Origin of the sequence: Paenibacillus rigui, assembly GCF_002234615.1 — a bacterium.
Classification (GTDB): domain Bacteria; phylum Bacillota; class Bacilli; order Paenibacillales; family NBRC-103111; genus Paenibacillus_S; species Paenibacillus_S rigui.
Map to the genome: position 1 here is coordinate 36,361 of NZ_NMQW01000035.1, position 21,438 is coordinate 57,798.

17 protein-coding genes are annotated in these 21,438 nt (G+C 55.4%); 16 read left to right on the forward strand and 1 reads right to left on the reverse strand.

Annotation, left to right across the window (positions count from 1 at the left end):
- Positions 1 to 35 precede the first annotated feature (35 nt).
- From CF651_RS22585 to CF651_RS22655, 15 genes are all read left to right on the forward strand, one after another.
- On the forward strand, positions 36 to 1,238 hold the full coding sequence (locus tag CF651_RS22585) for an ABC transporter substrate-binding protein (RefSeq protein ID WP_094017144.1): 1,203 nt from the start codon (positions 36 to 38) through the stop codon (positions 1,236 to 1,238).
- 92 nt (positions 1,239 to 1,330) lie between these two features.
- Positions 1,331 to 2,263, forward strand: a complete 933-nt coding sequence (locus CF651_RS22590) for a sugar phosphate isomerase/epimerase family protein (RefSeq protein ID WP_094017145.1) — start codon at positions 1,331 to 1,333, stop codon at positions 2,261 to 2,263.
- Positions 2,250 to 4,085, forward strand: a complete 1,836-nt coding sequence (locus tag CF651_RS22595) for an ABC transporter permease (RefSeq protein WP_245856099.1) — start codon at positions 2,250 to 2,252, stop codon at positions 4,083 to 4,085. The genes CF651_RS22590 and CF651_RS22595 overlap by 14 nt, the downstream gene beginning before the upstream one ends.
- Position 4,086: 1 nt before the next feature.
- Positions 4,087 to 5,190 (forward strand): ABC transporter ATP-binding protein, encoded by a 1,104-nt coding sequence (locus CF651_RS22600; protein WP_094017146.1) that lies wholly within the window; start codon positions 4,087 to 4,089, stop codon positions 5,188 to 5,190.
- A 31-nt stretch (positions 5,191 to 5,221) separates the two neighbouring features.
- Positions 5,222 to 5,992, forward strand: a complete 771-nt coding sequence (locus CF651_RS22605) for an MgtC/SapB family protein (RefSeq protein ID WP_094017147.1) — start codon at positions 5,222 to 5,224, stop codon at positions 5,990 to 5,992.
- A gap of 27 nt (positions 5,993 to 6,019) precedes the next feature.
- Positions 6,020 to 6,889, forward strand: coding sequence for a Cof-type HAD-IIB family hydrolase (locus CF651_RS22610; RefSeq protein ID WP_179232937.1), 870 nt, complete (start codon positions 6,020 to 6,022; stop codon positions 6,887 to 6,889).
- On the forward strand, positions 6,828 to 7,631 hold the full coding sequence (locus CF651_RS22615) for an inositol monophosphatase family protein (RefSeq protein WP_245856100.1): 804 nt from the start codon (positions 6,828 to 6,830) through the stop codon (positions 7,629 to 7,631). Before CF651_RS22610 ends, CF651_RS22615 begins: the two co-directional genes overlap by 62 nt.
- A 236-nt stretch (positions 7,632 to 7,867) precedes the next feature.
- A complete protein-coding gene (gene iolD, locus CF651_RS22620) occupies positions 7,868 to 9,739 on the forward strand; it encodes a 3D-(3,5/4)-trihydroxycyclohexane-1,2-dione acylhydrolase (decyclizing) (RefSeq protein ID WP_094017149.1) in 1,872 nt (623 codons plus the stop codon).
- 36 nt (positions 9,740 to 9,775) lie between these two features.
- Complete coding sequence (gene iolE / locus CF651_RS22625; protein ID WP_094017174.1) at positions 9,776 to 10,687, forward strand: myo-inosose-2 dehydratase; 912 nt, start codon at positions 9,776 to 9,778, stop codon at positions 10,685 to 10,687.
- Between the two features lie 4 nt (positions 10,688 to 10,691).
- Positions 10,692 to 11,705 (forward strand): 5-dehydro-2-deoxygluconokinase, encoded by a 1,014-nt coding sequence (iolC, locus tag CF651_RS22630; protein WP_094017150.1) that lies wholly within the window; start codon positions 10,692 to 10,694, stop codon positions 11,703 to 11,705.
- A gap of 431 nt (positions 11,706 to 12,136) precedes the next feature.
- Entirely contained in the window at positions 12,137 to 13,588 is a 1,452-nt protein-coding gene (locus CF651_RS22635; RefSeq protein WP_094017151.1) for a CoA-acylating methylmalonate-semialdehyde dehydrogenase, read from the forward strand.
- 213 nt (positions 13,589 to 13,801) lie between these two features.
- On the forward strand, positions 13,802 to 14,689 hold the full coding sequence (gene fba, locus CF651_RS22640; RefSeq protein WP_094017152.1) for a class II fructose-1,6-bisphosphate aldolase: 888 nt from the start codon (positions 13,802 to 13,804) through the stop codon (positions 14,687 to 14,689).
- Positions 14,676 to 15,731, forward strand: a complete 1,056-nt coding sequence (gene iolG / locus CF651_RS22645; RefSeq protein ID WP_094017153.1) for an inositol 2-dehydrogenase — start codon at positions 14,676 to 14,678, stop codon at positions 15,729 to 15,731. The genes fba and iolG overlap by 14 nt, the downstream gene beginning before the upstream one ends.
- A gap of 34 nt (positions 15,732 to 15,765) precedes the next feature.
- Positions 15,766 to 16,590: a 5-deoxy-glucuronate isomerase gene (iolB, locus tag CF651_RS22650; RefSeq protein WP_094017154.1), complete on the forward strand. Its 825-nt coding sequence runs from the start codon at positions 15,766 to 15,768 to the stop codon at positions 16,588 to 16,590.
- A 209-nt stretch (positions 16,591 to 16,799) separates the two neighbouring features.
- The gene (locus CF651_RS22655; protein WP_094017155.1) at positions 16,800 to 17,813 is read left to right on the forward strand and encodes a LacI family DNA-binding transcriptional regulator; all 1,014 of its coding nucleotides are present in this window, start codon (positions 16,800 to 16,802) and stop codon (positions 17,811 to 17,813) included.
- A 116-nt stretch (positions 17,814 to 17,929) separates the two neighbouring features.
- Here the strand turns inward: CF651_RS22655 and hpaB are convergent, their stop codons facing one another.
- The gene (hpaB, locus tag CF651_RS22660; RefSeq protein ID WP_094017156.1) at positions 17,930 to 19,381 is read right to left on the reverse strand and encodes a 4-hydroxyphenylacetate 3-monooxygenase, oxygenase component; all 1,452 of its coding nucleotides are present in this window, start codon (positions 19,379 to 19,381) and stop codon (positions 17,930 to 17,932) included.
- Positions 19,382 to 19,845: 464 nt separating this feature from the next.
- Here hpaB and CF651_RS22665 point away from each other — a divergent pair, with 464 nt between their 5' ends.
- Entirely contained in the window at positions 19,846 to 21,378 is a 1,533-nt protein-coding gene (locus tag CF651_RS22665) for an AbgT family transporter (protein ID WP_425436303.1), read from the forward strand.
- Positions 21,379 to 21,438: the final 60 nt, after the last annotated feature.

Consider the following 21,438-nt stretch of genomic DNA (forward strand, 5'->3'; position numbering starts at 1 on the left):
CTGCTGTCACTATACCTATAGGGAGGCTGTTAACCTTGTCCAAGAAAAGAACAAACCGTACCGCTGCCGTATTGATGCTGTGTGCCGTGATGCTTGTGGGTGCTGCTTGTGGAAAGAGCAATCCGGCCGGAAGCACGGACAGCGGAAAAGCCGGAGGCAAAAATGCGGAGTGGGCCGAGAAGGTCGGCCTGAACAAGACGGAAACCGTCGATGAGCTGTATGAAAAAGCGAAGCAGGAAGGTAAGGTAGTCGTCTATTCGCAATCGAGCCGGATCAAGGATGTCAAGGCTTCCTTCGAGGCCAAATATCCCGGCATTAAGGTAGATGCCTACAATATGACGACGAACGATATCGTCGAGAAGGTCATTCGGGAGCAGGGAGCGGGCGTGTTCAACTCCGACGTGATTTTCGTGAAGGATGCGGCGGGAACGGTATCGACGGAGCTGACCAGCAAGGGGCTGGTGCACAAGTATATGCCCAAGGATTTGACCGACAAGATGGTGGAGCCTTACAAAAGCAAGAGTCCTGGGATTGTGCCCTACGTTTCGTTAAGAGCATTCTACTATAATACCGAGGTGTACAAAGAGCCGCCGGTGAGCAACTGGTGGGATCTCACCACGCCGGAATGGAAAGGGAAGGTCATTCTGGAGGATCCGATTCAATCGGCGGATACGATGGATTTGTTTCTGGCTGTGGTCAAGAATGCGGACGATATGAAGCAGGCGTACAAGGAAAAGTTCGGCAAGGAGATCGAGCTGAACGGGACGGAAAATGCCGGCTACGAATTTTTCAAGCGCGTGTTGAAAAACGATCCGATTCTCGTCAAGTCCAGCGACGAAGCCGTGGACGCCGTTGGGGCCAAAGGGCAAGCGAAGCCGCCGATCGCGATTAGTGCTTCCAGCAAGCAGCGCGACATTGCCGAGAAGGGGCTTAAGGTCGCCGCGACCTACGATATTAAGCCAAAGCTGTCGGTCGTCGGACCGAACTACCTGTATGTTGCCAACAATGCGCCGAACCCGAACGCAGCCAAGCTGATGATCCGTTGGATGGCAGGAGAAGCGGACGGGAAGGGCGAGGGCTTCAAGCCTTTTAATGTTATGGGTTCCTGGTCGACGAGGAGCGACAACGGCCGCACGGATCAGCCGGCGCTCGATAAAATTAAGGTATGGGACTATGACACCGATTATTTTTATAACAACTTCATTAAATTCAGAGAATTCTGGTTGAAAAATCAATAAAAAGTAAGCGCTATCAAATGAAAGAGTGCGATCCTGATTCTGGGATGAGACGATCAGGCGCGTTTTTCATCATAAGGAATGGAGTGGCAGAAATGATGCTTGGATTTTCGATCCAAAGCCCGGTATTTCTCGGGAAGCTTAGCCGGAGCAGCACGCATGATTTAATCGCTCATTATGCAGATGTCGAGCTGTTTCTTGACGCACTGAAGTCTGCGGGAGTGGGCTCCATCGAAGTGAGGATTCTTCCCCGGGGGACCGATTCCTGGGCCTATCAGGAGCTGATCCAGATGATCTGGAGTATGGGGCTGCAGCTGACGATTCACGGTCATGTAGCCGGAGATCATCCGGGCCGCACGTTCGGGGAAGCTTATCCCTCGATGAGCTATGTGCTGAAGCATTTTCATAATTATCAGGACCGCTTGATGATGACGCTGCATGCATTTGATGCGAAGGAAGGCACGGAGGAAGTATTGCACAGCCGAACGGTGCAGCTATTGAGGGAATGGACCGGGATGGTGGATAACGAGAGCCTCCCGATCCGGTTTGCGCTCGAAAATAACCGGAAAAAAGCTTCCAAGGTGGATCCGGGGGATTCGGTGGACGGTGTGCTGCGAATGGCGAATGAGGTGGATCACCCTGCCGTAGGGATCTGCTGGGATATGGGGCATTACTACTCTAATCTGCTGAAGGGCAACGGGCTGGAGGCGCCGCCCGAGCATCCGATAGAGGATTTGCCGCCGCTGGCTTTTCTCCATAAAGGCATTCACACTCACATTCACGGCATCGGAGCGTCCGGTACCCACAATCCGCTGACAGCGTTCTCCAGCTTGCCTTTGGAGCACTACACAAACGAGCTGGTGAAGGCGGGATACGACGGGATATTCAACCTGGAGCTGACGTTGGATAAATTCAACACGGACCTGACCTTGAGTGAGCATGTCATGGCTTCGGTACAGCGACTGGAAAGAGCAGTTCAGGCAGCTACAGATCGTAAGGAGGGAAAACAAGCAAATGTACAAACTTGAAGCGGCGAAGACGCCTTCCAGATTCAACTGGATTCGAGTGATCAATATGGCGAGAAGTATTCTAAGCAATCCGATTCACCTGATCAGTATTTTCGCTTTTCTGTTTCTATGCTACACCATTGTCGTTCCCATGTGGGAGATTATCTCGCATACGTTTACTTGGCATTCGGAGGATATACGTGTGGCAAGGGGCGTAGTGCCCGGGGAATTTACACTGTACCATTGGGCCCACGTGCTGGCGAGCGATATTAGCCAGTCCGTATTTTATAAGCCGCTGATGAACTCGTTCGCGATTGCGGTATGCGTATCGGTGCTGTCGATGATTCTGGGCGGCGCGCTGGCGTGGCTCGTTACCCGGACGGATATTCCGTTCAAGAAGACGATCGGCTTTCTGGCGATTATTCCTTACATGCTGCCTTCGTGGATCAAGGCGTTCGCCTGGCTCGTCGTGTTCAAGAACGATCGGGTCGGCGGCAGCCAGGGCCTCATGCAGTACGTTCTTGGGATCAATCCGCCCGACTGGCTTTCATACGGCTTCCTGCCTATCGTCATCAACCTGTCGGCGCACTATTACACGTTCTTTTATTTGCTGATCGCCGTCGCGCTAAGCTCCATCAACAGCAGTCTGGAGGAGTCGGCGGACATTATGGGGGCCAGCAGGCTGACCATTTTGCGCAAAGTGACATTCCCGCTCGTGATGCCCGCGATCCTGTCCGCACTCATCCTGACCTTCTCCAAAAGCATGGGAACGTTCGGGGTTGCGGCCTTCCTCGGCTTGCCCGTCAAATATTACACCATCGCAACGATGCTCTACGGCAGTATGAAAAACCGGATGATTTCGGACGCTTATGTGCTGAGCCTGATCCTGATTCTCATCTCGTCTCTGACCATCTACATTAACCAACGCACGATCGGCAAAAGAAAAAGCTACGCAACTATCGGCGGCAAGGATTCCCGTAAAAACCCGACACCGCTCGGGAAGTGGAGAATCCCCGCAGTCAGCGCAGTCCTGCTGTTTCTGTGCTCGGCGGCGCTGTTCCCGCTGCTGCTGCTCCTCTGGCAGTCGTTCATGCTGCGCGACGGGGATTACAGCTTCAGCAACCTGACACTGCATTTCTGGACCGGTGAATCGATGTCCAACATTGCTTCGGGCGAGGTCGGGGTGCTGATCAATGACGGTATTGTGCTAGCATTGAAAAATTCGCTTTCCATCGCCTTTACGGCGGCTATCGTTGCAGCTGTGATCGGACTGGTGTTCGGCTACATCATCACGAAGTCGAGAAAAACATTGTCCTCCAAGGTAGTAGAGCAGCTGTCGTTCCTGCCTTATCTGATCCCGGGCATTTCGTTTGCGGCCATTTACTTGTCCATGTTCGCCCAGCCGCAGCTGCTCGTACCGGCGCTGTACGGCACGCTGTCGCTCGTCATTCTTATTACGATCGTCAAGGAGCTGCCGTTCGCTACAAGATCCGGCTTAAGCACCATGTTCCAGATCAGCGGCGAGCTGGAGGAGGCGGCCAAAATTCAAGGCGCGTCCTGGCTGCGCCGGTTTATTAAAATCATGGTGCCGCTTAGCCGCAAAGGCGTCGTCAGCGCATTCCTGCTGCTGTTCATCAGCGCCATGAAGGAATTGGATTTGATCGTCCTTCTCGTGACGCCGAATACAGGCACATTGACCACCTTGACGTTCCGGTATGCGGAAAAAGGGTACCAGCAATATGCGGACGCCATTATTCTCATTATTATCGCGATCATTCTAATTACGCATTTCCTGGCGACCAAGTTTTTGAAAGCCGATCTTTCCAAAGGCATAGGAGGCTAATATGAGCAAAATCGAGCTGAAAAAGATCAATAAATATTTCGACAACCATCATATCTTGAAGGATTTGGACCTCGTCATCGAGGAAGGCGACTTTATGACGCTGCTCGGCCCGTCCGGCTGCGGCAAGACGACGACGCTGCGGGTCATTACCGGTCTGGAGAACCCGGAGCGGGGCACGATTTCGATCGGGGGCAAGGAGGTCGTCAACGGGGAAAATTATTTCTATGCGCCGCCGTCCAAACGCGGGTTGAATCTCGTTTTCCAAAGCTATGCGCTCTGGCCGCATATGACCGTTTACGAGAATGTCGCCTTCGGCTTGAATATCAACAAGGTGCCCAAGGCGGAAATTAAGACCAGCGTAGAGCAGGCTTTGGAAAAAATGCAGATCCAAAAGTACAGGGACCGCTATCCGTCCGAGCTGTCCGGCGGTCAGCAGCAGCGCGTGGCGATTGCCCGTGCTATTGTGACCAAGCCGAAAATTTTACTGCTCGATGAGCCGCTGTCGAACCTCGACGCCAAGCTGCGGCTGGAAATGCGGGCGGAGCTGAAGCGGCTGCACCGCGATTTGAAGACGACGATTATTTACGTTACGCACGATCAGGTTGAGGCGCTGACGTTATCGACGAAGATCGCGATTTTCTTTGAGGGCAACCTGGTGCAGCTCGATTCGCCGAAGGGCATTTACAGACAGCCGGCGGACATCCGCGTTGCGGATTTTATCGGCAATCCGACGATTAATTTCGTGGATGCCGACAGTACGTATGAGAACGGGAGGCTGATCACGGAGTCCCCGCTTGGGAAGCTGGTGCTTGATTCCAGGGCAGCGGGTGCGGCTGCTTCAGGCAAGGTAACGCTGGCGATTTATCCGGAGGATATTCAGGTTGTGCAGGAGCCTGTCGAGGGAGGCATTCCGTGCCATGTGTATTCGACGCTGCCGGCCGGCTCCGAGACGATCATTCAGCTGTCTGCGGGCAGCGATCTAGGCATTATGGCCAAGGTGATGGGGGATTTGGAGCTGCCCATCGGCAAGCTGGTGTATATCAGGTTCCCGCTGGAGAAGGTCAACGTGTACGATAAAGCGACAGGAAAGCTCATTGCCCGGTAACTGGGGGGAGAGCTATAGGAGGCATTAGAGGATGGGAGCTACAGCAGCGGACATATGGCATATTACCCACCTGGAATTGCTGCTTCGGATGGGCTTGGCGGTGGTCCTTGGAGGAGCCATCGGAATCGAGAGGGAATGGAGCAACCATGCGGCAGGATTTCGGACGCATATTCTGGTTTGTCTCGGGTCGGCGACGATTATGCTGCTATCCGAGTATGGATTCTCACAGTTCGCGTTGGAGAGCAGCGTGAGAATGGACCCGGCGCGTCTGGCGGCTCAGGTGATCAGCGGCATCGGGTTTCTTGGGGCCGGCGCGATTCTGCGCAACGGCAATATGATCAAAGGGCTGACGACGGCCGCGTCCATCTGGGTTGTCGCCGGGATCGGCCTGTGCGCCGGGGCGGGCTTTTTTACCGGAGCTCTGCTGAGCACATTCATGGTGCTGGTCAGCCTGTACCTGCTGAATAAGTGGGAAAAGCATTTGATGTGGCACCGCAGGCTGCACGACGTCGAGATGACGATTATCGATCATCCCGGCGTGCTGGGACGCATTTCTTCTGCATTCGGGGAGCATGGGATTCAGATTGCCAACGTGAAAATCCGTCCGGGTGACGATGAGATCATCGAGGAGAACGGTACCCCGACGATGGACATCTGCTTCAGTCTGCGTCTTAGCAAGCAGGAGAAGCTGCTGGAAGCCTTCGAGGCAATCGCGGGGATGGAGATTATCGTCTCGCTTGAGGCGGACCATTTTCAAATCACTAAAAAAGGAAGCGCAGGCGGAAGCTCCATCTCCGCATAACATAATTGGGATAGGTGGCTGAGAGAAGTGAATCGTATTTTACTTGTATCGGATTTGGATGGCACGCTGCTCGACACCGCGCAGCGGATCAGCCCGGAAAATTTGGAGGCGATCCGCCGGTTCAGGGAGCAGGGCGGTATTTTTACGCTGGCGACCGGCCGAATGGAGCAATCAGTAATTCCGTTCGTGCAAGCCATGAACCTGGACGTGCCCGTCATTGTGTATAACGGAGCCCGGATTTACAGTCCGGCGACCGGAGAGGTGCTTTACGACCGGCATTTGCCTCTGACGCAGGCGCTCTGGGACCAGTTTCTGGAGCAGGCGGACGACAGCATAGGCATTTTCTTGTACCGCGGTGGTCAGGTATATACCCCCTATCGTAATGAGATCGTCGAGAAGCATGAGCGCAAGGACCGGGTACCTTGCCATTTGTTGACAGACCGCACGGTGTTTAATGATGTGACGAAGGTGCTTCTGATCTCCGACGATCTGGAGAAGCTGAAGCGTTATGGCCAGCTGGTGGAAGATAGCGGAATAGCGAATGAAATGATTTATTCGGAATGGAATTACTTGGAGGTGCTTCCGCCCGATGTGTCGAAAGGAATAGCACTGCAGGAGCTGCAGCGCATTCTGAATCTGGAGCATGCGTACACCATGGCGGTGGGCGATAACCTGAACGATTTGTCGATGGTGCGCTGCGCAAATCGCGGGTATGCGGTAGAGAATGCGCATCCGGACCTGAAGGAAGCGGCGGACGAACTGACGGTGCACCACGAGCAGCACGCGATTGCGGCGATTATTCAAAACTATTTTCATAACAAGGGAGCGAACGGGCATGAATATGACTTATCTGGAGACGGCACAGATGATGGCGAGAACGGCGGGCAGCCTGATTAAGCAACGGATGGACAGCGGCTTTGCTACGGAGGAGAAAAGCTCCAGCTTTGATGTCGTTACCGAGGTGGATAAGGCATCGGAGGAGCTGATCCGCAAGGGGATCTTGCTGCAGCACCCGGACCACAGGTTTCTCGGGGAGGAAGAATCATTTGTGAGCGGCAAGCCGCTGCAGGAGGTGCTTCTGGAGGCGCAGAACGAGCCTTTTCTTTGGGTTGTGGATCCGATTGACGGAACGAGCAACTTTGTGCAGGGGATTCCGGGGTTTACGGTGTCGATAGCTCTTGCCTGCCGAGGCGAATTAACGGTCGGTGTCGTCTATGATCCTGTGCTGGATGAGATGTTCTGGGCGGAGAAGGGCCAGGGAGCCTATTTGAACGGCAAACCAATTCAAGTCGCCTCGGCAGACCAGCTGGGCAGAAGTGTCATTGCGACAGGCTTCCCTTCGAATATGCAGGCGCGGGGTGCGGTATATAACGGACTGGGACGATTGCTGGAGCAATGCCGGACGATTCGTTCCTTAGGCTCTGCGGCACGCCATCTGGCTTATGTTGGCGCAGGAAGGCTGCACGGCTTCTGGGAAAACGGTCTGAACGCATGGGATGTAGCGGCCGGAGCGCTTATCGTACAAGAAGCGGGCGGGACAGTGACGGATACAAGAGGCGAAGCGTACAGCCTGTTAACAAGAGACATCACGGCAAGCAACGGCCGCATTCATGAAGCTTTTGTCAGCTGCCTGGAATAATTGTGCAGGTTAAAATGCAGGGCAGCGTCATAAACCTGGGGGACGGACCGTACACTGAATTAGGCAGGCATGTTATGGCGTACGGTTCATAGGATGAGGAATGCCGGATCGGGAATCGGCGGATTCTCAAAATTTTTTTTGCAATAGGCATTGTCTGAATTTCAGTTGTATAGTAAAATCGAGTAAAGCGCTTAACTCACAAAGGTTAAGCGGTTAATCTCTAAGGGTGAAGGGAGATGACTACGATTACAATTCGACTAACGATGGCGCAAGCCTTACTGCGCTTTCTAGACCAACAGTACATCTCGGTAGACGGACAGGAAACCAAATTCGTTCACGGCGTCATGGGCATTTTCGGTCACGGGAATGTGACGGGCATCGGAGAGGCGTTGGAACGCAGCGCAGGCGATTTAATCTATATTCAAGGGAAGAACGAGCAGGGCATGGTCCATGCCGCCGCGGCATTTGCCAAGCAGCATAACCGCAACAAAATATTTGCATGCACGACCTCCATCGGACCTGGGGCATTGAACATGATTACAGCTGCGGCAACGGCAACGGTCAACCGCATCCCGGTTCTGCTGCTTCCGGGCGATAACTTTGCTTCCCGGCAGCCTGACCCGGTGCTTCAGCAGCTGGAGGTGCAGGGCGATTACACAATCTCCGCGAACGATCCGTTCAAATCGGTCAGCAAGTATTGGGACCGAATCGTCCGGCCGGAGCAGCTGATGACGGCGGCGGTGCAGGCGATGCGCGTGCTGACGGACCCGGCGGAGACCGGTGCGGTCACCTTGGCGCTGCCGCAGGATGTGCAGGCGGAAGCCTATGATTATCCGGAAGCTTTCTTCGAGAAAAAGGTTCATTATATCGACCGCAGACCTGCTGCGCCCCAAGCGGTAGAGCGTGCGGCAGAGCTTGTTGCAGGGAAAAAGAGGCCGCTTCTCGTAGCCGGCGGCGGCGTGCTGTACGCCTCTGCGGCAGCCGAGCTCACGAAGTTCGCTGAAGCGTTCGGCATCCCGGTAGCGGAGACGCAGGCGGGGAAAAGCGCTTTACCTTGGGACCATCCGCTGAATGTCGGCGGTATTGGCGTCACCGGCACGCTGGCAGCCAATGTGTTGGCGAAGCAGGCGGACCTCATTATCGGCGTGGGAACGCGCTACTCGGACTTTACGACGGCATCCAAATCCGCATTTGCGAATCCGGATGTCCAATTTCTGAACCTCAACATCAGCGCCTTCGATTCTGCGAAGCTGAACGGGGCGGCCATTACAGGGGACGCCAGGGAGGCGCTGAAAGCGCTTCACGACGCGCTTTCCGAACGCGGCTACGAGAGCGGCTACGCGTCAGGTGAGGTAGCCGGGCTGAAGGAACAGTGGGACCGTGAGGTGGACCGCCTGTACAGCGCGGAATGCGATGCCGGGCTGGCCCAGACGCGGGCGCTCGGCGTCGTGAACCGGACGATCGACCCGTCGTCGGTCGTCGTGTGTGCGGCAGGCAGCCTGCCGGGCGATCTGCACCGGCTGTGGAGGGCGGCCGAGCCGAAGACTTACCATATGGAATATGGCTTTTCCTGCATGGGATACGAGGTCAGCGGCGCCTTCGGGGCCGCATTGGCCGAGCCGAATCGGGAAGTATACGCGCTCGTAGGCGACGGCAGCTACCTGTTGCTTCACTCGGAGCTGGTCACAAGCCTGCAGGAAGGCCGCAAAATGACGGTTGTTCTTTTCAACAACCACGGCTTCCAATGCATTCATAACCTGCAAAGAGGCCACGGCAGCGACGGCTTCGGCAATGAGTTCCGCTACCGCGAAGCCGCTACCGGTAAGTTAACGGGCAGCTACATGCCGATCGACTTTGCTGCTCACGCGGCCAGCCTGGGACTGAAGGCTTACAAAGCGGAGACCGCAGAAGAGCTGGAGGCGGTGCTGCAGCAGGCGAAGGGAGAGACCCTCTCGACGCTGATTGAGGTTGCCGTCGTGCCGGGCACGAATTCGGACGGCTACGAGTCCTGGTGGCAGGTCGGCGTACCGGAGGTGTCGGCGAGCGGCAAAGTATTGTCGGCGCATGAGGAAATGAAAAAACGGATTCAAGCGGCAAAGTCGTTTTAAATAGATCAATCAGAGCAAGGGAGGAAGAGCATGAGCATTCAAGATCTGCCGTTTCGGCTCGGCGTCCATCCGATCAACTGGGTGGGAGAGGACGTGAAGGAGCACGGCGCCGACACGACGTATGAGCGCATTCTGGACGATATTCAGGCTTTGGGGCTTACCGGCACCGAAATGGGTCGCAAGTATCCGACGGATATCGCCGTCCTCCAGCAGGAGCTGTCCCGGCGCGGTATACAGCTCGTCTCGCAGTGGAAATCGGTGCTGTTCTCCGACCCGACCTACAGGGAACAGGAACTGGAGGCTTATCGGAAGCATGTTGAATTTCTAAAGGAAATGGGCAGTACAGTAATCAGTACGGCGGAGGTAGGCGGCTCGCTTCATTTCGATCCCCGCCGCACGCCCAACGAGAAGGAAGTGCTTCGTCTCGACGAAGCGGGCTGGCGCAGCCTGGCCGAAGGGCTGAACGCCGCCGGCGCGATCGCACAGGAGTACGGTCTGAAGCTGACCTACCATCATCATGGCGGGACCGTAGTCGAGCAGCCGGATGAAATCGACCGGTTGATGGAGCTGACCGATCCGTCGCTCGTTTACCTGCTGTTCGACACAGGCCATGCCTACTATGGCGGTGCCGACCCGCTGACAGTGCTGCGCAAGCATTTCGACCGGATCGCCTACATCCACCTGAAGGATATCCGGCAGGAGGTGCTGGATGAGGCACGTGCCGAGCAGGCCGACTTCGTCACCTGCATCCGCAAAGGCGTATTTACGGTGCCGGGTGACGGCTGTCTCGATTTTGCACCGGTGTTCCGGGAGCTGCTGAGCCGTGGCTACAACGGCTGGGCGATGCTCGAGGGCGAGCAGGACCCGGCTGCCCACAATCCTTACGAATATGCGCGCAACGCGCTTCGCTATATCGAATCTCTCACCTCAAACGAAGGAAGGGTATAATGCCATGACTTATGTGTCCTTTGCCGGAGCGGAGAAGCCGCTTGATTTTGTCGCTATCGGCCGTCTCTGCATCGATTTGAACGCGAACGAAATTCATCGTCCGATGGAAGAAACGATGACGTTTACGAAATATGTCGGCGGATCGCCGGCCAATATTACGATCGGGATGTCCCGTTTGGGCTTGAACACGGCCTTTATCGGCAAAATCGCCAATGACCAGATGGGCCGTTTCATTGCGGATTATTTGCGCCGCAACAACATCGCAACGACCAATGTCGTGAACGATACGACGGGCGCTGTGACCGGGCTTGCGTTCACCGAAATCAAAAGCCCGACGGATTGCAGCATCTTGATGTACCGCGATAATGCGGCCGATTTGCTGCTCACGCCAAGCGAGGTGCAGGAATCGCTGATCGCCCAAGCTAAAGTGCTGCTGATCTCCGGCACGGCGCTCGCCAAGAGCCCGTCGCGTGAAGCAGTGTTCCAAGCATTGAGCTACGCCAAAAAGCATGGCGCCGTGATCGTCTTCGATCTCGATTACCGCCCTTATACATGGACATCCGCGGAAGAGACTGCGGTATATTATAACCTCGCCGCCGAGAAATGCGACATCATCCTTGGCACACGCGAAGAGTTCGACATGATGGAACGGTTCGAGGATAACCCGGATCACAGCGACCATATTACCGCATCCAAATGGTTCGATTACTCCGCTAAAATCGTCATCATCAAGCACGGCAAGGACGGCTCCATCGCCTATACGCAGGATGGTGTCGGCCATCGTGCCAAAAGCTTCCCGGCCCGCGTCGTCAAAACGTTCGGCGCCGGCGACTCTTACGCCGCCGGCTTCCTGTACGGCGTCATGCAGGGCTGGAAGCTGGAGAAAAGCATGGAATTCGGCAGCGCCGCAGCCTGCATCGTCATTTCGAGCCACAGCTGCTCGGATGCTATGCCTACGGCCGACCAGGTCCACGATTATATCGAGCGCTGCAACCGCGGCGAGATTACGGCTTCTTAAGGAGTATGTTCAAATAGACGGAAGGCTGCGGGGAGAGGATGTGTCTCCGGCCGCTGAGCTTTTTGAATCTGCTCATTCTACGAATTTAAAAAAATAGGCGTATATTCAAAACGTCTTCGCTGGCTACCCTGTTGACCTAGTATCGTATTGAATTTATGAATACCGGTCATAAGCCCGGATTATACAGCGGAGAGACTGAGGTCATTCCATAGAAGCGTAAGCGTTCGCCTTTGTCCCCGAATTCCTTCAGCTCCAGATTATTCAGAAGGAAATTCGGGGACAACAGCGATTGGAGGAATGATTTCAGTCTCGCAGCGGGCTCTATCGAATATGTTGCTAGGCCGGAAGACGAACGAGTTCATTGTTATTAGGAAGCATGCTTTTGCTGTGAAACACATTTTTGAATATACGCCCAAGGGAGCGCATAAATCATGACACAAACCTTAAAAAACTTCATCGGCGGCGAATGGGTCGAATCCCGTTCCGCGCAAGCCGATCCTGTCTATAACCCGGCAACCGAAGAGATTCTGGCTTACGTCCCCCTCTCCTCGAGGGAAGAACTGAACGAGGCGGTTTCCAATGCCAAGGAAACGTTCCAGAGCTGGAGCCGTACGCCGGTTCCGCGCCGTGCCCGCATCCTGTTCAAGTACCAGCAGCTGCTTGTTGAGCACTGGGAGGAGCTGGCTCGGCTCATCACCCGTGAGAACGGAAAAAGCTACAACGAAGCCCACGGTGAAGTGCTGCGCGGCATCGAGTGCGTTGAGTTCGCGGCGGGCGCACCGTCGCTGATGATGGGCAAGCAGCTGCCGGACATCGCCTCCAACCTGGAGTCCGGCATGTTCCGCTATCCGGTCGGTGTCGTTGGCGGCATCACACCGTTCAACTTCCCGATGATGGTACCTTGCTGGATGTTCCCGCTGGCTATCGCCTGCGGCAATACGTTCGTGCTGAAGCCTTCCGAGCGTACGCCTCTGCTTGCAAACCGTTTGGCGGAGCTGTTCCACGAGGCTGGCTTGCCGGGTGGCGTGCTGAACGTCGTCCACGGAGCGCATGATGTGGTGAACGGCATTCTGGAAAGCCCCGACATTAAAGCTGTATCCTTCGTCGGCTCGCAGCCGGTGGCCGAATATGTGTATACGACCGCTTCCCGTTATGGCAAACGCGTTCAGGCGCTGGCCGGCGCCAAAAACCACTCGATCGTCATGCCGGATGCCGACTTGAATCTGGCGGTCAAGGAAATCGTCAATGCCGCATTCGGTTCTGCGGGTGAGCGCTGCATGGCCTGCTCCGTTGTCGTGGCTGTCGGCGAAATCGGCGATACGCTGGTGAACAAGCTGGTGGAGGCTGCCGACAAAATTACGATCGGCAACGGCTTGGAAGAGGGGACGTTCCTGGGTCCGGTTATTCGCGGCTCCCACAAGGAACGCACACTGAAATACATCGAGATCGGAGAAAAGGAAGGCGCGCTGCTGATCCGCGACGGCCGCAAGGACGATGCCGCGACGGAAGGCAAGGCCGGCTACTTCGTCGGTCCGACCATTTTTGACCAAGTACAGTGCGGCATGGACATTTGGAAGGACGAAATTTTCGCGCCGGTGCTTTCCATTGTCAGAGTGGACACACTGGAGGAAGCCATCGAGCTGGCGAACCGTTCGGAGCTGGCCAACGGGGCGTGCTTGTTTACAAGCAGCGGCAGCTCGATGCGCCAATTCCGCGAAACGATCGATGCAGGGATGCTCGGAGTCAACCTGGGCGTACCGGCACCGATGGCCTTCTTCCCGTTCTCCGGCTGGAAAAAATCGTTCTACGGCGATTTGCACGCGAATGGCATGGACGGCGTCGAATTTTATACCCGCAAAAAAATGGTGACGGCCCGCTGGTAAAAGCACTGGCGGTTTAGAGGATAACGGAGGGACCGCAGGGCGGGTGCCGCGCAGAATCGGGAGGATCGGCCATAGCTTTGGGCATATGAATGAGTCACGGTCAGGCACCCTTGCGTAGGGTCGCCGCTAGGCTCGATTGCCCGACCCGGGCCGTTTGCTCCCTTCGCGTTTCCCGTCCTCCGTTCCGTGGAATAGGAAGGAGCTGTGCGCATCATGACGCTAGTATCGATGAAGCAGATGCTGAATCAAGCACTGGAGGGCGGGTATGCCGTCGGCCAGTTTAATTTGAACAATTTGGAATTTACCCAAGCGATATTACAGGCGGCTCAAGAGGAGCAGGCGCCTGTTATTCTGGGTGTCAGCGAAGCCTATATCCCTTATATGGGGGGACTGCCCTGCATTGCCGGCATGGTGAAATCACTTATCGCGCATTACGGTGTCACGGTTCCGGTTGCTTTGCATCTGGATCACGGCTCCGCGTATGACGTTTGCATCCGAGCGATGCATGCCGGCTTCACTTCCGTGATGATCGATGCATCGCACCATCCGCTGGAACAAAATATCGGCATCACCCAACGGGTGACGGAGGCGGCGCACGTATTAGGCGTCACCGTGGAGGCGGAGCTTGGCCGCATTACAGGCCGTGAGGATGATCTCGTCGTCGACGAGGCGGAAGGCATGTACGCGCTGCCGGACGAATGCGTCCGCTTGGTACGGGAAACAGGCATCGACTGCCTCGCTCCTGCGCTGGGCTCGGTACACGGGCCTTACCGCGGCCAGCCGAAGCTCGGCTTCGAGCGGATGGGTGAAATTCGCAGGCTGACAGGCCTGCCGCTCGTGCTGCATGGCGGCAGCGGCCTGCCCGATGACGAAATTCGTCAGGCGATTGCTCTGGGCACCGCCAAAATCAATGTAAATACAGACAATCAATCGGCCTGCACGGCAGCGATCCGGAAATTTTTGAATGAGCATCCCGAAGCTTATGATCCGCGCAACTACCTTATTCCGGCGCGCGAAGCGATCAAAGCCTCGGTGAAGGCGAAAATTCATCTGTTCGGCTGTGCAGGAAAAGCGGAGGGAGCCCAACATGAAAGCAATTAAGATCGGTATTATCGGAGCAGGCCGAATCGGCAAAATCCATGCGGACAATCTGCTTCGTCTGCCGCAGACGGAAATTGTCGCGGTCAGCGATTTGTTCGCCGGCCCGGACCTTGAGGCATGGGCGGCGCAACGGGGAATCGGCATTGTAACGAAGAGCAGTCAGGACATTATCGACAACCCGGACATTGATGCCATTTTTATTTGCTCCTCGACGGACACGCATGTTCCGCTTATCAAGCAGGCTGCGCTGGCAGGAAAGCATATTTTTTGCGAGAAGCCGATCAGTATGGAGCTGGCTCAAACGGAGGGGGCTTTGGATGTCGTGCGTCAAGCGGGCGTCAAGCTGCAGGTTGGCTTCAACCGCCGTTTTGACCACAACTTCAAACGGGTGCGTGAATGTGTGCTGGACGGTACCATTGGCGATGCCCATATTGTGAAGATTACATCCCGCGACCCGAACCCTCCGCATGAGGATTATATTAAGGTATCGGGCGGTATTTTTATGGACATGATGATCCACGATTTTGATATGGCCCGTTATTTATCCGGCAGCGAGGTAGAAGAGGTATATGCTCACGGCAACGTGCTGATCAACCCGGTATTCGCCCAGCATGGAGACGTGGACACGGCCATCGTCACGCTTAAGTTCAAAAACGGTGCCCTGGGAGTCATTGACAACAGCCGCCAGGCCGTATACGGCTACGATCAGCGCGTCGAGGTGTTCGGCTCCAAAGGCAGCTCCGCTGCGACGAACGATCACCCCAACACGGTAGAGATCAGTACGGCGGACAGCGTGCGGCGCGATAAGCCGCTGCATTTTTTCCTGGAGCGGTATAACGAAGCCTATATAGAGGAAACGAAAATGTTCATCGAGTGCATCCTGCACGATAAACCGGTGCCTGTGGATGGTTACGACGGCGTGCAGGCGGAGCGTATCGCCCTTGCGGCGAAGCTGTCGAGCCGGTTAGGACGTCCCGTCCGCCTGAGCGAGCTGCCGGAGCTGGTTCGTCAATCGGCGCAGGCGACAACGGAATCCGCATAACGAGGAAGCTGGAATCGAGAGGAGGAGCTAGAGCATGTCGCAATTGATTGTAAAGCCCGAATCGTCCCCGAATGAAGAGGGGGTTGTCATCGAGGTCACCCCGCAATCTGCAGGGTGGAAGTATGTAGGCTTTCAGCTGGTGAAGCTGTCCGAGGGCCAAACCTTGTGCAGGGATACCGGGGATCAGGAGGTATGTCTTGTCCTTCTTAGCGGCAAAGCGGATGTGCTGACCACTCACGAGGAGTGGCACGGCATTGGAGAGCGCATGAGCGTATTCGAGCGGAAGGCTCCTTATTCGGTTTATGTGCCGAACGGGGACCGCTACGAGGTTCGCGCCGTGACGCAGCTGGAGCTGGCTGTATGCACCGCGCCCGGTAAGGGCGGCTATCCTGCCCGCTTGATCGCGCCGCAGCAGGTCGGTGCGGAGGTTCGCGGCTACGGGAATATCGAGCGCTATATTCATAATATTTTGCCGGAGCAGGAGCCGGCGGACAGTCTGCTGGTTGTCGAGGTACTGACGCCGAACGGCCATTGGTCCAGCTACCCGCCGCACAAGCACGACCGGGACGCGCTGCCGAACGAATCGCTGCTGGAGGAAACGTATTATTTCCGCGTCCAGCCGGAGCAGGGCTTTGCGATTCAGCGCGTGTATACCGATGACAGGTCCTTGGACGAAACGCTGGTTGTCCGGGACGGCGAGACGGTGCTCGTGCCGCGCGGCTACCATCCCGTATCCGCTCCTCCGGGGTATGACGTGTACTACTTGAACGTGATGGCGGGACCGACCCGTACATGGAAGTTCCACAACGACCCGGATCATGCCTGGATCATGGCGCAGCCGAAGCCGACGGAAGAATAACAACGGTTGCAAGTTTACCCGATCGCATTCATAATGAATCTTATTCAGTTCAATTATCGGACATTAAAGGTTTGGTGAATCATCAGCAGTAAACGAACGAGCGGCGGCGGAATCCTTCTGATATGCGGCAGCAGTCAACGATCGAAGGAAAGAGCCCCTGCGGGAAGCTGACAGGATTCACAAACCTTTAAAGAAATAGGAGAATCGTGATGAAAGCGACTATTTATGACATTGCCCGGGAGGCCGGGGTGTCGATTGCGACGGTTTCGCAGGTTATTAACGGCAAAGGGAAAATCAGTGAAGAACGACGCAATGAAATTATGGAAATTATGGAGCGGCTGAATTATCAGCCGAGTGTTATTGCAGCGGCTCTGGCAGGGAAAAAGACGTATACCCTCGGGCTGCTCGTGCCGGATATTTCCAACCCTTTCTTTGCCGAGATTGCAAGAGCCGTGGAGGATCGCGGGCACCAGCTGGGCTACAGCCTGGTGATCTGCAGCACCGATAACAAGGATGAACGCGTTGAACGCTATTTGACGCTGCTCCAGCAAAAAAGCATCGACGGCATGATCATCGGAACCGGGATGGACAACAAGGAAATATTGAACCCGCTGGTGGAAAAGCAAATCCCGATTGCGATGATCGCCCGGGAGCTGCCGGAGCAGGCGGTGCATACCGTTGTCGTCGATGACTATATCGGCGGCAAGCTGGCGGGCAAGCATCTGCTGCAGCTAGGGCACAGCCGGTTCGCTGTGCTGGCGGAGCAGGCGAAGGTCCGAAGCAGTCGGGAGCGGGTGCGCGGCTTCCGCGAGGCGCTTGCGGAGGCGGGACAGGAGCTGCCGGAGCGCCGCGTGCTCCACTGCGACTTCGTCGTCGAGGACGGCAAGCGCAGGACGCTGGAGCTGCTGGCGCAGGCCGATCGGCCGACCGCGTTGTTTTGCTGTAACGATCTTCTTGCCATCGGAGCCCTGCAAGCGGTCAAGGAGCTGGGCCTGCGGGTGCCTCAGGATTTGTCGGTCATCGGCTTCGACAATACGATTCTGGCATCCGTTACCGATCCGCCGCTCACAACCGTGGCACAGCCGATGGAGGAGATGGGCACAATGGCCGTCGATCTGCTGATCCAGGAATTGAAGAAGGAGCAGCCGCAGCCGAAGCAGCGCACCGTTCTTCGGCCGGAGCTGATCATCCGGCAGTCGACGGGTGTGCCCGGGCAGCAGTAAGGACGCGGCATCGAGAGGCCGACCCATAGAAATCCAAAAGAGACCGGAGACGGTCTCTTTTTTCTGTCTGTAAATGGGTGTGTATCAGACGGTGAGGCTTCCTTCCCTAAATTCCCTCAATCTTCCTGTAAAAACCTTTTTACCTGCTCCGCATAGTCCTTTTTATCTGCACAGCCGTTGTACAGCCGCGAGGACACCTTAACGGCATCCCCGAAAAAGAACCGCTCATACAAGCATTGCCGCCCGCCGAAGGCGCTCGAGCTCATCTCCCACGCGAGCCGGAACAGGCCGACCTTCGCCTTCGCATCCATGTCGATTCCCCGCAAATACCGTTCGATCCCGGCGGCCGCCCCCGATTGGAAATCCAGCTCACCGGGCAGCATGACTAATCCGCTGGCCCCGAGAAGCTGGACGATTTCGATCATCCGCGGATACAGCTTCGGAAACAAAAAGCTGGCCGTATACAATGGCTTCGTATCCGGCAGCATCAGCCCCCAGCGATCCGGCTTGGCATTGGCCTCGGAGGCGATAAGCAGCGCTTTCAGCGTCTCCAGTCCGGCGATGACCTCGGCAATCTTCTCGATTACCTGGGGATAGGTCCCCAGCCCGAGCACCTGGACGATTGATTCGAGCGTGCCGAGCAGAAACTCGGTCTTGGCGATATTTTTGCACAAAACCTGATGGCCGGCATGCGTATGAAAGTGGCTCTCCTCGATGAAGCGAGCCGCCATGTGCTCATCCCCGTACAAAAACACCCGTTCATGAGGCACCAGCACATGATCCAGCACGACCAGCGTATCCATCTCCTCAAACCGGGAGCTGAGCGGATAATCGTACTTGGAGCTGCCTGCCGCCAGGCTTTCTCTGCATATAAATTGGACACCGGGAAGATCGTTCGGAATCGCAAAGGCGAAGGCATGGGGATTGTCTTCATGAATCGAAGGCAGTGCAGGTGGAAAGATCAGAATCTCCTCCGCGGTAACCCCTTGCGTGGCCAGCAGAAACGCTCCGCTGACGATCAGACCGTCCTTCGTCTTGTCGACGACCCTAGGGGCATCAGGCTCTTCGAACGTCTTCATTAGGGTGCTCAAGCGTGCGGCATGGGGGACAATGAATGCATGGGAGAGCGTGATGTCCTGTTCGCGGCAGTATTCGTAATAATTCCGCATATTATCGGCATACGACGGATGCAGATCCGACAGCAGGTCGGCCGCTGATCCGAATGCCATCATCCCTGTGTTCATATAATCCGGCGCACGCCCAAGAAAGCCGTGGTGGGCTTCGGCCCACATGCCCATCATTTGCCTGCGCCGCTCCAGATCGGCTTTCGTCCGCGGCTGCAGGAACGACATGCCGACCGGGGCCCCGGTCGCCGGGGACGCATAGGTCATCCTGGAAATCGTTTCCTCTCGTCCCTGCAAATCATACAGCGCCGCCTGTGTCGAGATCAGTCCTGCAAAGGCAGGATGCTGGGACACGGGGCCGGTTAAGCGCTCACCCCGGATCCAAATACATGCTTTGGAGCTGTCGAGGCGTTCAACATACTGCAACCCATTTTTTATTGGCATCGGACCACCGCCTGACTTTTTTGTATATTTTACGTGCGTACGCCGGGATGGACATGGATAACAGCTGATTTTCCAAATAAGGATTTGGTGTAATTTGTCCAATCTATTGCAGGGCCCCTTCATCGGTCACGGTTTACCAAAAAATACCTCATAAAAAATGGATAGCTTTTGTGAGAAAACTTAACATAAACTATTGAGTTTTGCGGAAATACCTTATATAATTCTTTTAAGCGAAATTTTCGTTAAATTATCGTTAATAATAAAACCTCTATTCAAGGCTTGCATCGCACACATCTTCGGCAGAAGAAAGAAGAGAGAAGAGAGGGGACGAATCATGTCCGGTATGGAGGTACGGGAGGATCTGAAATCATAGGAAGGCCGGAGCGGCGCTGCTGGAATGATGCACTCGGGGGAGCGGCAGACAGCGAGGAAGCAAACAACATAACGAGATTAGGGGGATGGCAATGGAAAACGTACAGCCAGTCGGCACGGCGCCGCAGCAAAGTCAATCGGGTATTTTTAAATGGGTAGAGCGAGTGGGCAATAAAATTCCGAATCCGTTTTTGCTATTTATTTATTTGATTCTCATCCTGATGGTTACGACTTATATCTTGTCGTCCTTTCACATTACGGCGTTTGATCCTGTCAAAAAGGAGCCTGTCGCCGTTAAAAACCTGCTGAGTGTGGAAGGGATTCAGTGGATTTTGCCGAATGTCATTAAAAACTTTACCGGCTTCACCCCTTTAGGCTATATATTGGCGCTCGTGATCGGGGTCGGTCTGGCCGAGAAGGTCGGGCTGCTCGAAGCGATCATGCGGAAAATGGCCTCTAAGGTCAATGCGAGATTTGCCAGCTACCTTGTGGTGTTTATCGCGTTCTTCAGTCACGTTTCTTCGGATGCTGCTGTCGTCATCATGCCGCCCCTCGGCGCATTGATTTTCCTGGCCGTCGGCCGCCATCCCGTTGCCGGCTTGCTTGCCGCGATAGCAGGGGTAGGTTCGGGCTTTACGGCCAACCTGCTGATCGTCACGACGGATGTGCTCCTGTCGGGGATTTCAAGCGAGGTAGCCAAGTCCGTCAGTGCGTCGGCGTCGGTTACCGTGCTGGACAACTGGTATTTCATGGGGGCCTCCGTGATCGTGCTTACCGTTCTTGCGGCGCTGATTACGGACAAATTCATCGAGCCGAGACTTGGAAAGTATGAGGGAGACCTTAATATTTCGCTGGAGAAGCTGTCCGATCTGCAAAATAAAGGCTTGCGCTGGGCGGGGATCGCTGCCATCCTTTACATTATTGTTGCGGCTCTGCTGGTTGTGCCTCACGGCGGGATATTGCGTGATCCAAAAACAGGCAGCGTCGTTCCTTCCCCCTTCATGTCGGGGATTGTTCCGATCATTATCTTTTTCTTCTTCACGGTTGCAATCGTGTACGGCTTGGTAACCAAGGCGATCCGGGGGCAGAACGATATCCCTAACCTGCTCAGTGATCCGATGAAGCATATGGCCGGATTCATTGTTATGGTGTTTCCATTGTCCCAGTTCGTCGCCTTCTTCAATTGGAGCAATATGGGGAAATTTATGGCCTTGTCGATTATCGATGTGCTGGAAAAATTAAATATGACGGGGGTTCCTGTCTTTGTCGGTCTGATGTTCCTGTCTGCGCTGCTTACCATGTTCATTGCCAGCGGCTCGGCGATCTGGTCTATTCTGGCGCCGGTTTTCGTGCCGATGTTCATGCTGCTCGGGTTCCATCCGGCTTTTGCGCAAATCGTCTTCCGGGTTGCCGATTCCTCGGTCATTCCGTTTGCACCGATGTCACCTTTCCTTCCATTGTTCCTGAGCTTTTTGCAAAGGTATCGGAAGGATGCGCAGCTTGGCACGTATTATTCGCTCATCCTGCCTTACCCGATAGCGTTCTTCGTCGTATGGACGTTGATGCTGATCGTCTGGTACCTGCTCGGGCTGCCGATCGGACCTGGCGTGTATCCTCGACTATAATTCATTCATAGACTGCTGTTTACTTCATAGCCCTAACGGATCCGGCGGATTGCCGTCGGA

Bases quoted from the DNA above. Each gene is read 5' to 3' on its own strand.
- CF651_RS22590 (WP_094017145.1), top strand. From the start codon at position 1,331: ATGATGCTTGGATTTTCGATCCAAAGCCCGGTATTTCTCGGGAAGCTT.
- CF651_RS22595 (WP_245856099.1), top strand. From the start codon at position 2,250: ATGTACAAACTTGAAGCGGCGAAGACGCCTTCCAGATTCAACTGGATT.
- CF651_RS22600 (WP_094017146.1), top strand. From the start codon at position 4,087: ATGAGCAAAATCGAGCTGAAAAAGATCAATAAATATTTCGACAACCAT.
- CF651_RS22605 (WP_094017147.1), top strand. From the start codon at position 5,222: ATGGGAGCTACAGCAGCGGACATATGGCATATTACCCACCTGGAATTG.
- CF651_RS22615 (WP_245856100.1), top strand. From the start codon at position 6,828: ATGAATATGACTTATCTGGAGACGGCACAGATGATGGCGAGAACGGCG.
- iolD (WP_094017149.1), top strand. From the start codon at position 7,868: ATGACTACGATTACAATTCGACTAACGATGGCGCAAGCCTTACTGCGC.
- iolC (WP_094017150.1), top strand. From the start codon at position 10,692: ATGACTTATGTGTCCTTTGCCGGAGCGGAGAAGCCGCTTGATTTTGTC.
- CF651_RS22635 (WP_094017151.1), top strand. From the start codon at position 12,137: ATGACACAAACCTTAAAAAACTTCATCGGCGGCGAATGGGTCGAATCC.
- fba (WP_094017152.1), top strand. From the start codon at position 13,802: ATGACGCTAGTATCGATGAAGCAGATGCTGAATCAAGCACTGGAGGGC.
- iolG (WP_094017153.1), top strand. From the start codon at position 14,676: ATGAAAGCAATTAAGATCGGTATTATCGGAGCAGGCCGAATCGGCAAA.
- iolB (WP_094017154.1), top strand. From the start codon at position 15,766: ATGTCGCAATTGATTGTAAAGCCCGAATCGTCCCCGAATGAAGAGGGG.
- CF651_RS22655 (WP_094017155.1), top strand. From the start codon at position 16,800: ATGAAAGCGACTATTTATGACATTGCCCGGGAGGCCGGGGTGTCGATT.
- hpaB (WP_094017156.1), bottom strand. From the start codon at position 19,381: ATGCCAATAAAAAATGGGTTGCAGTATGTTGAACGCCTCGACAGCTCC.
- CF651_RS22665 (WP_425436303.1), top strand. From the start codon at position 19,846: ATGGAAAACGTACAGCCAGTCGGCACGGCGCCGCAGCAAAGTCAATCG.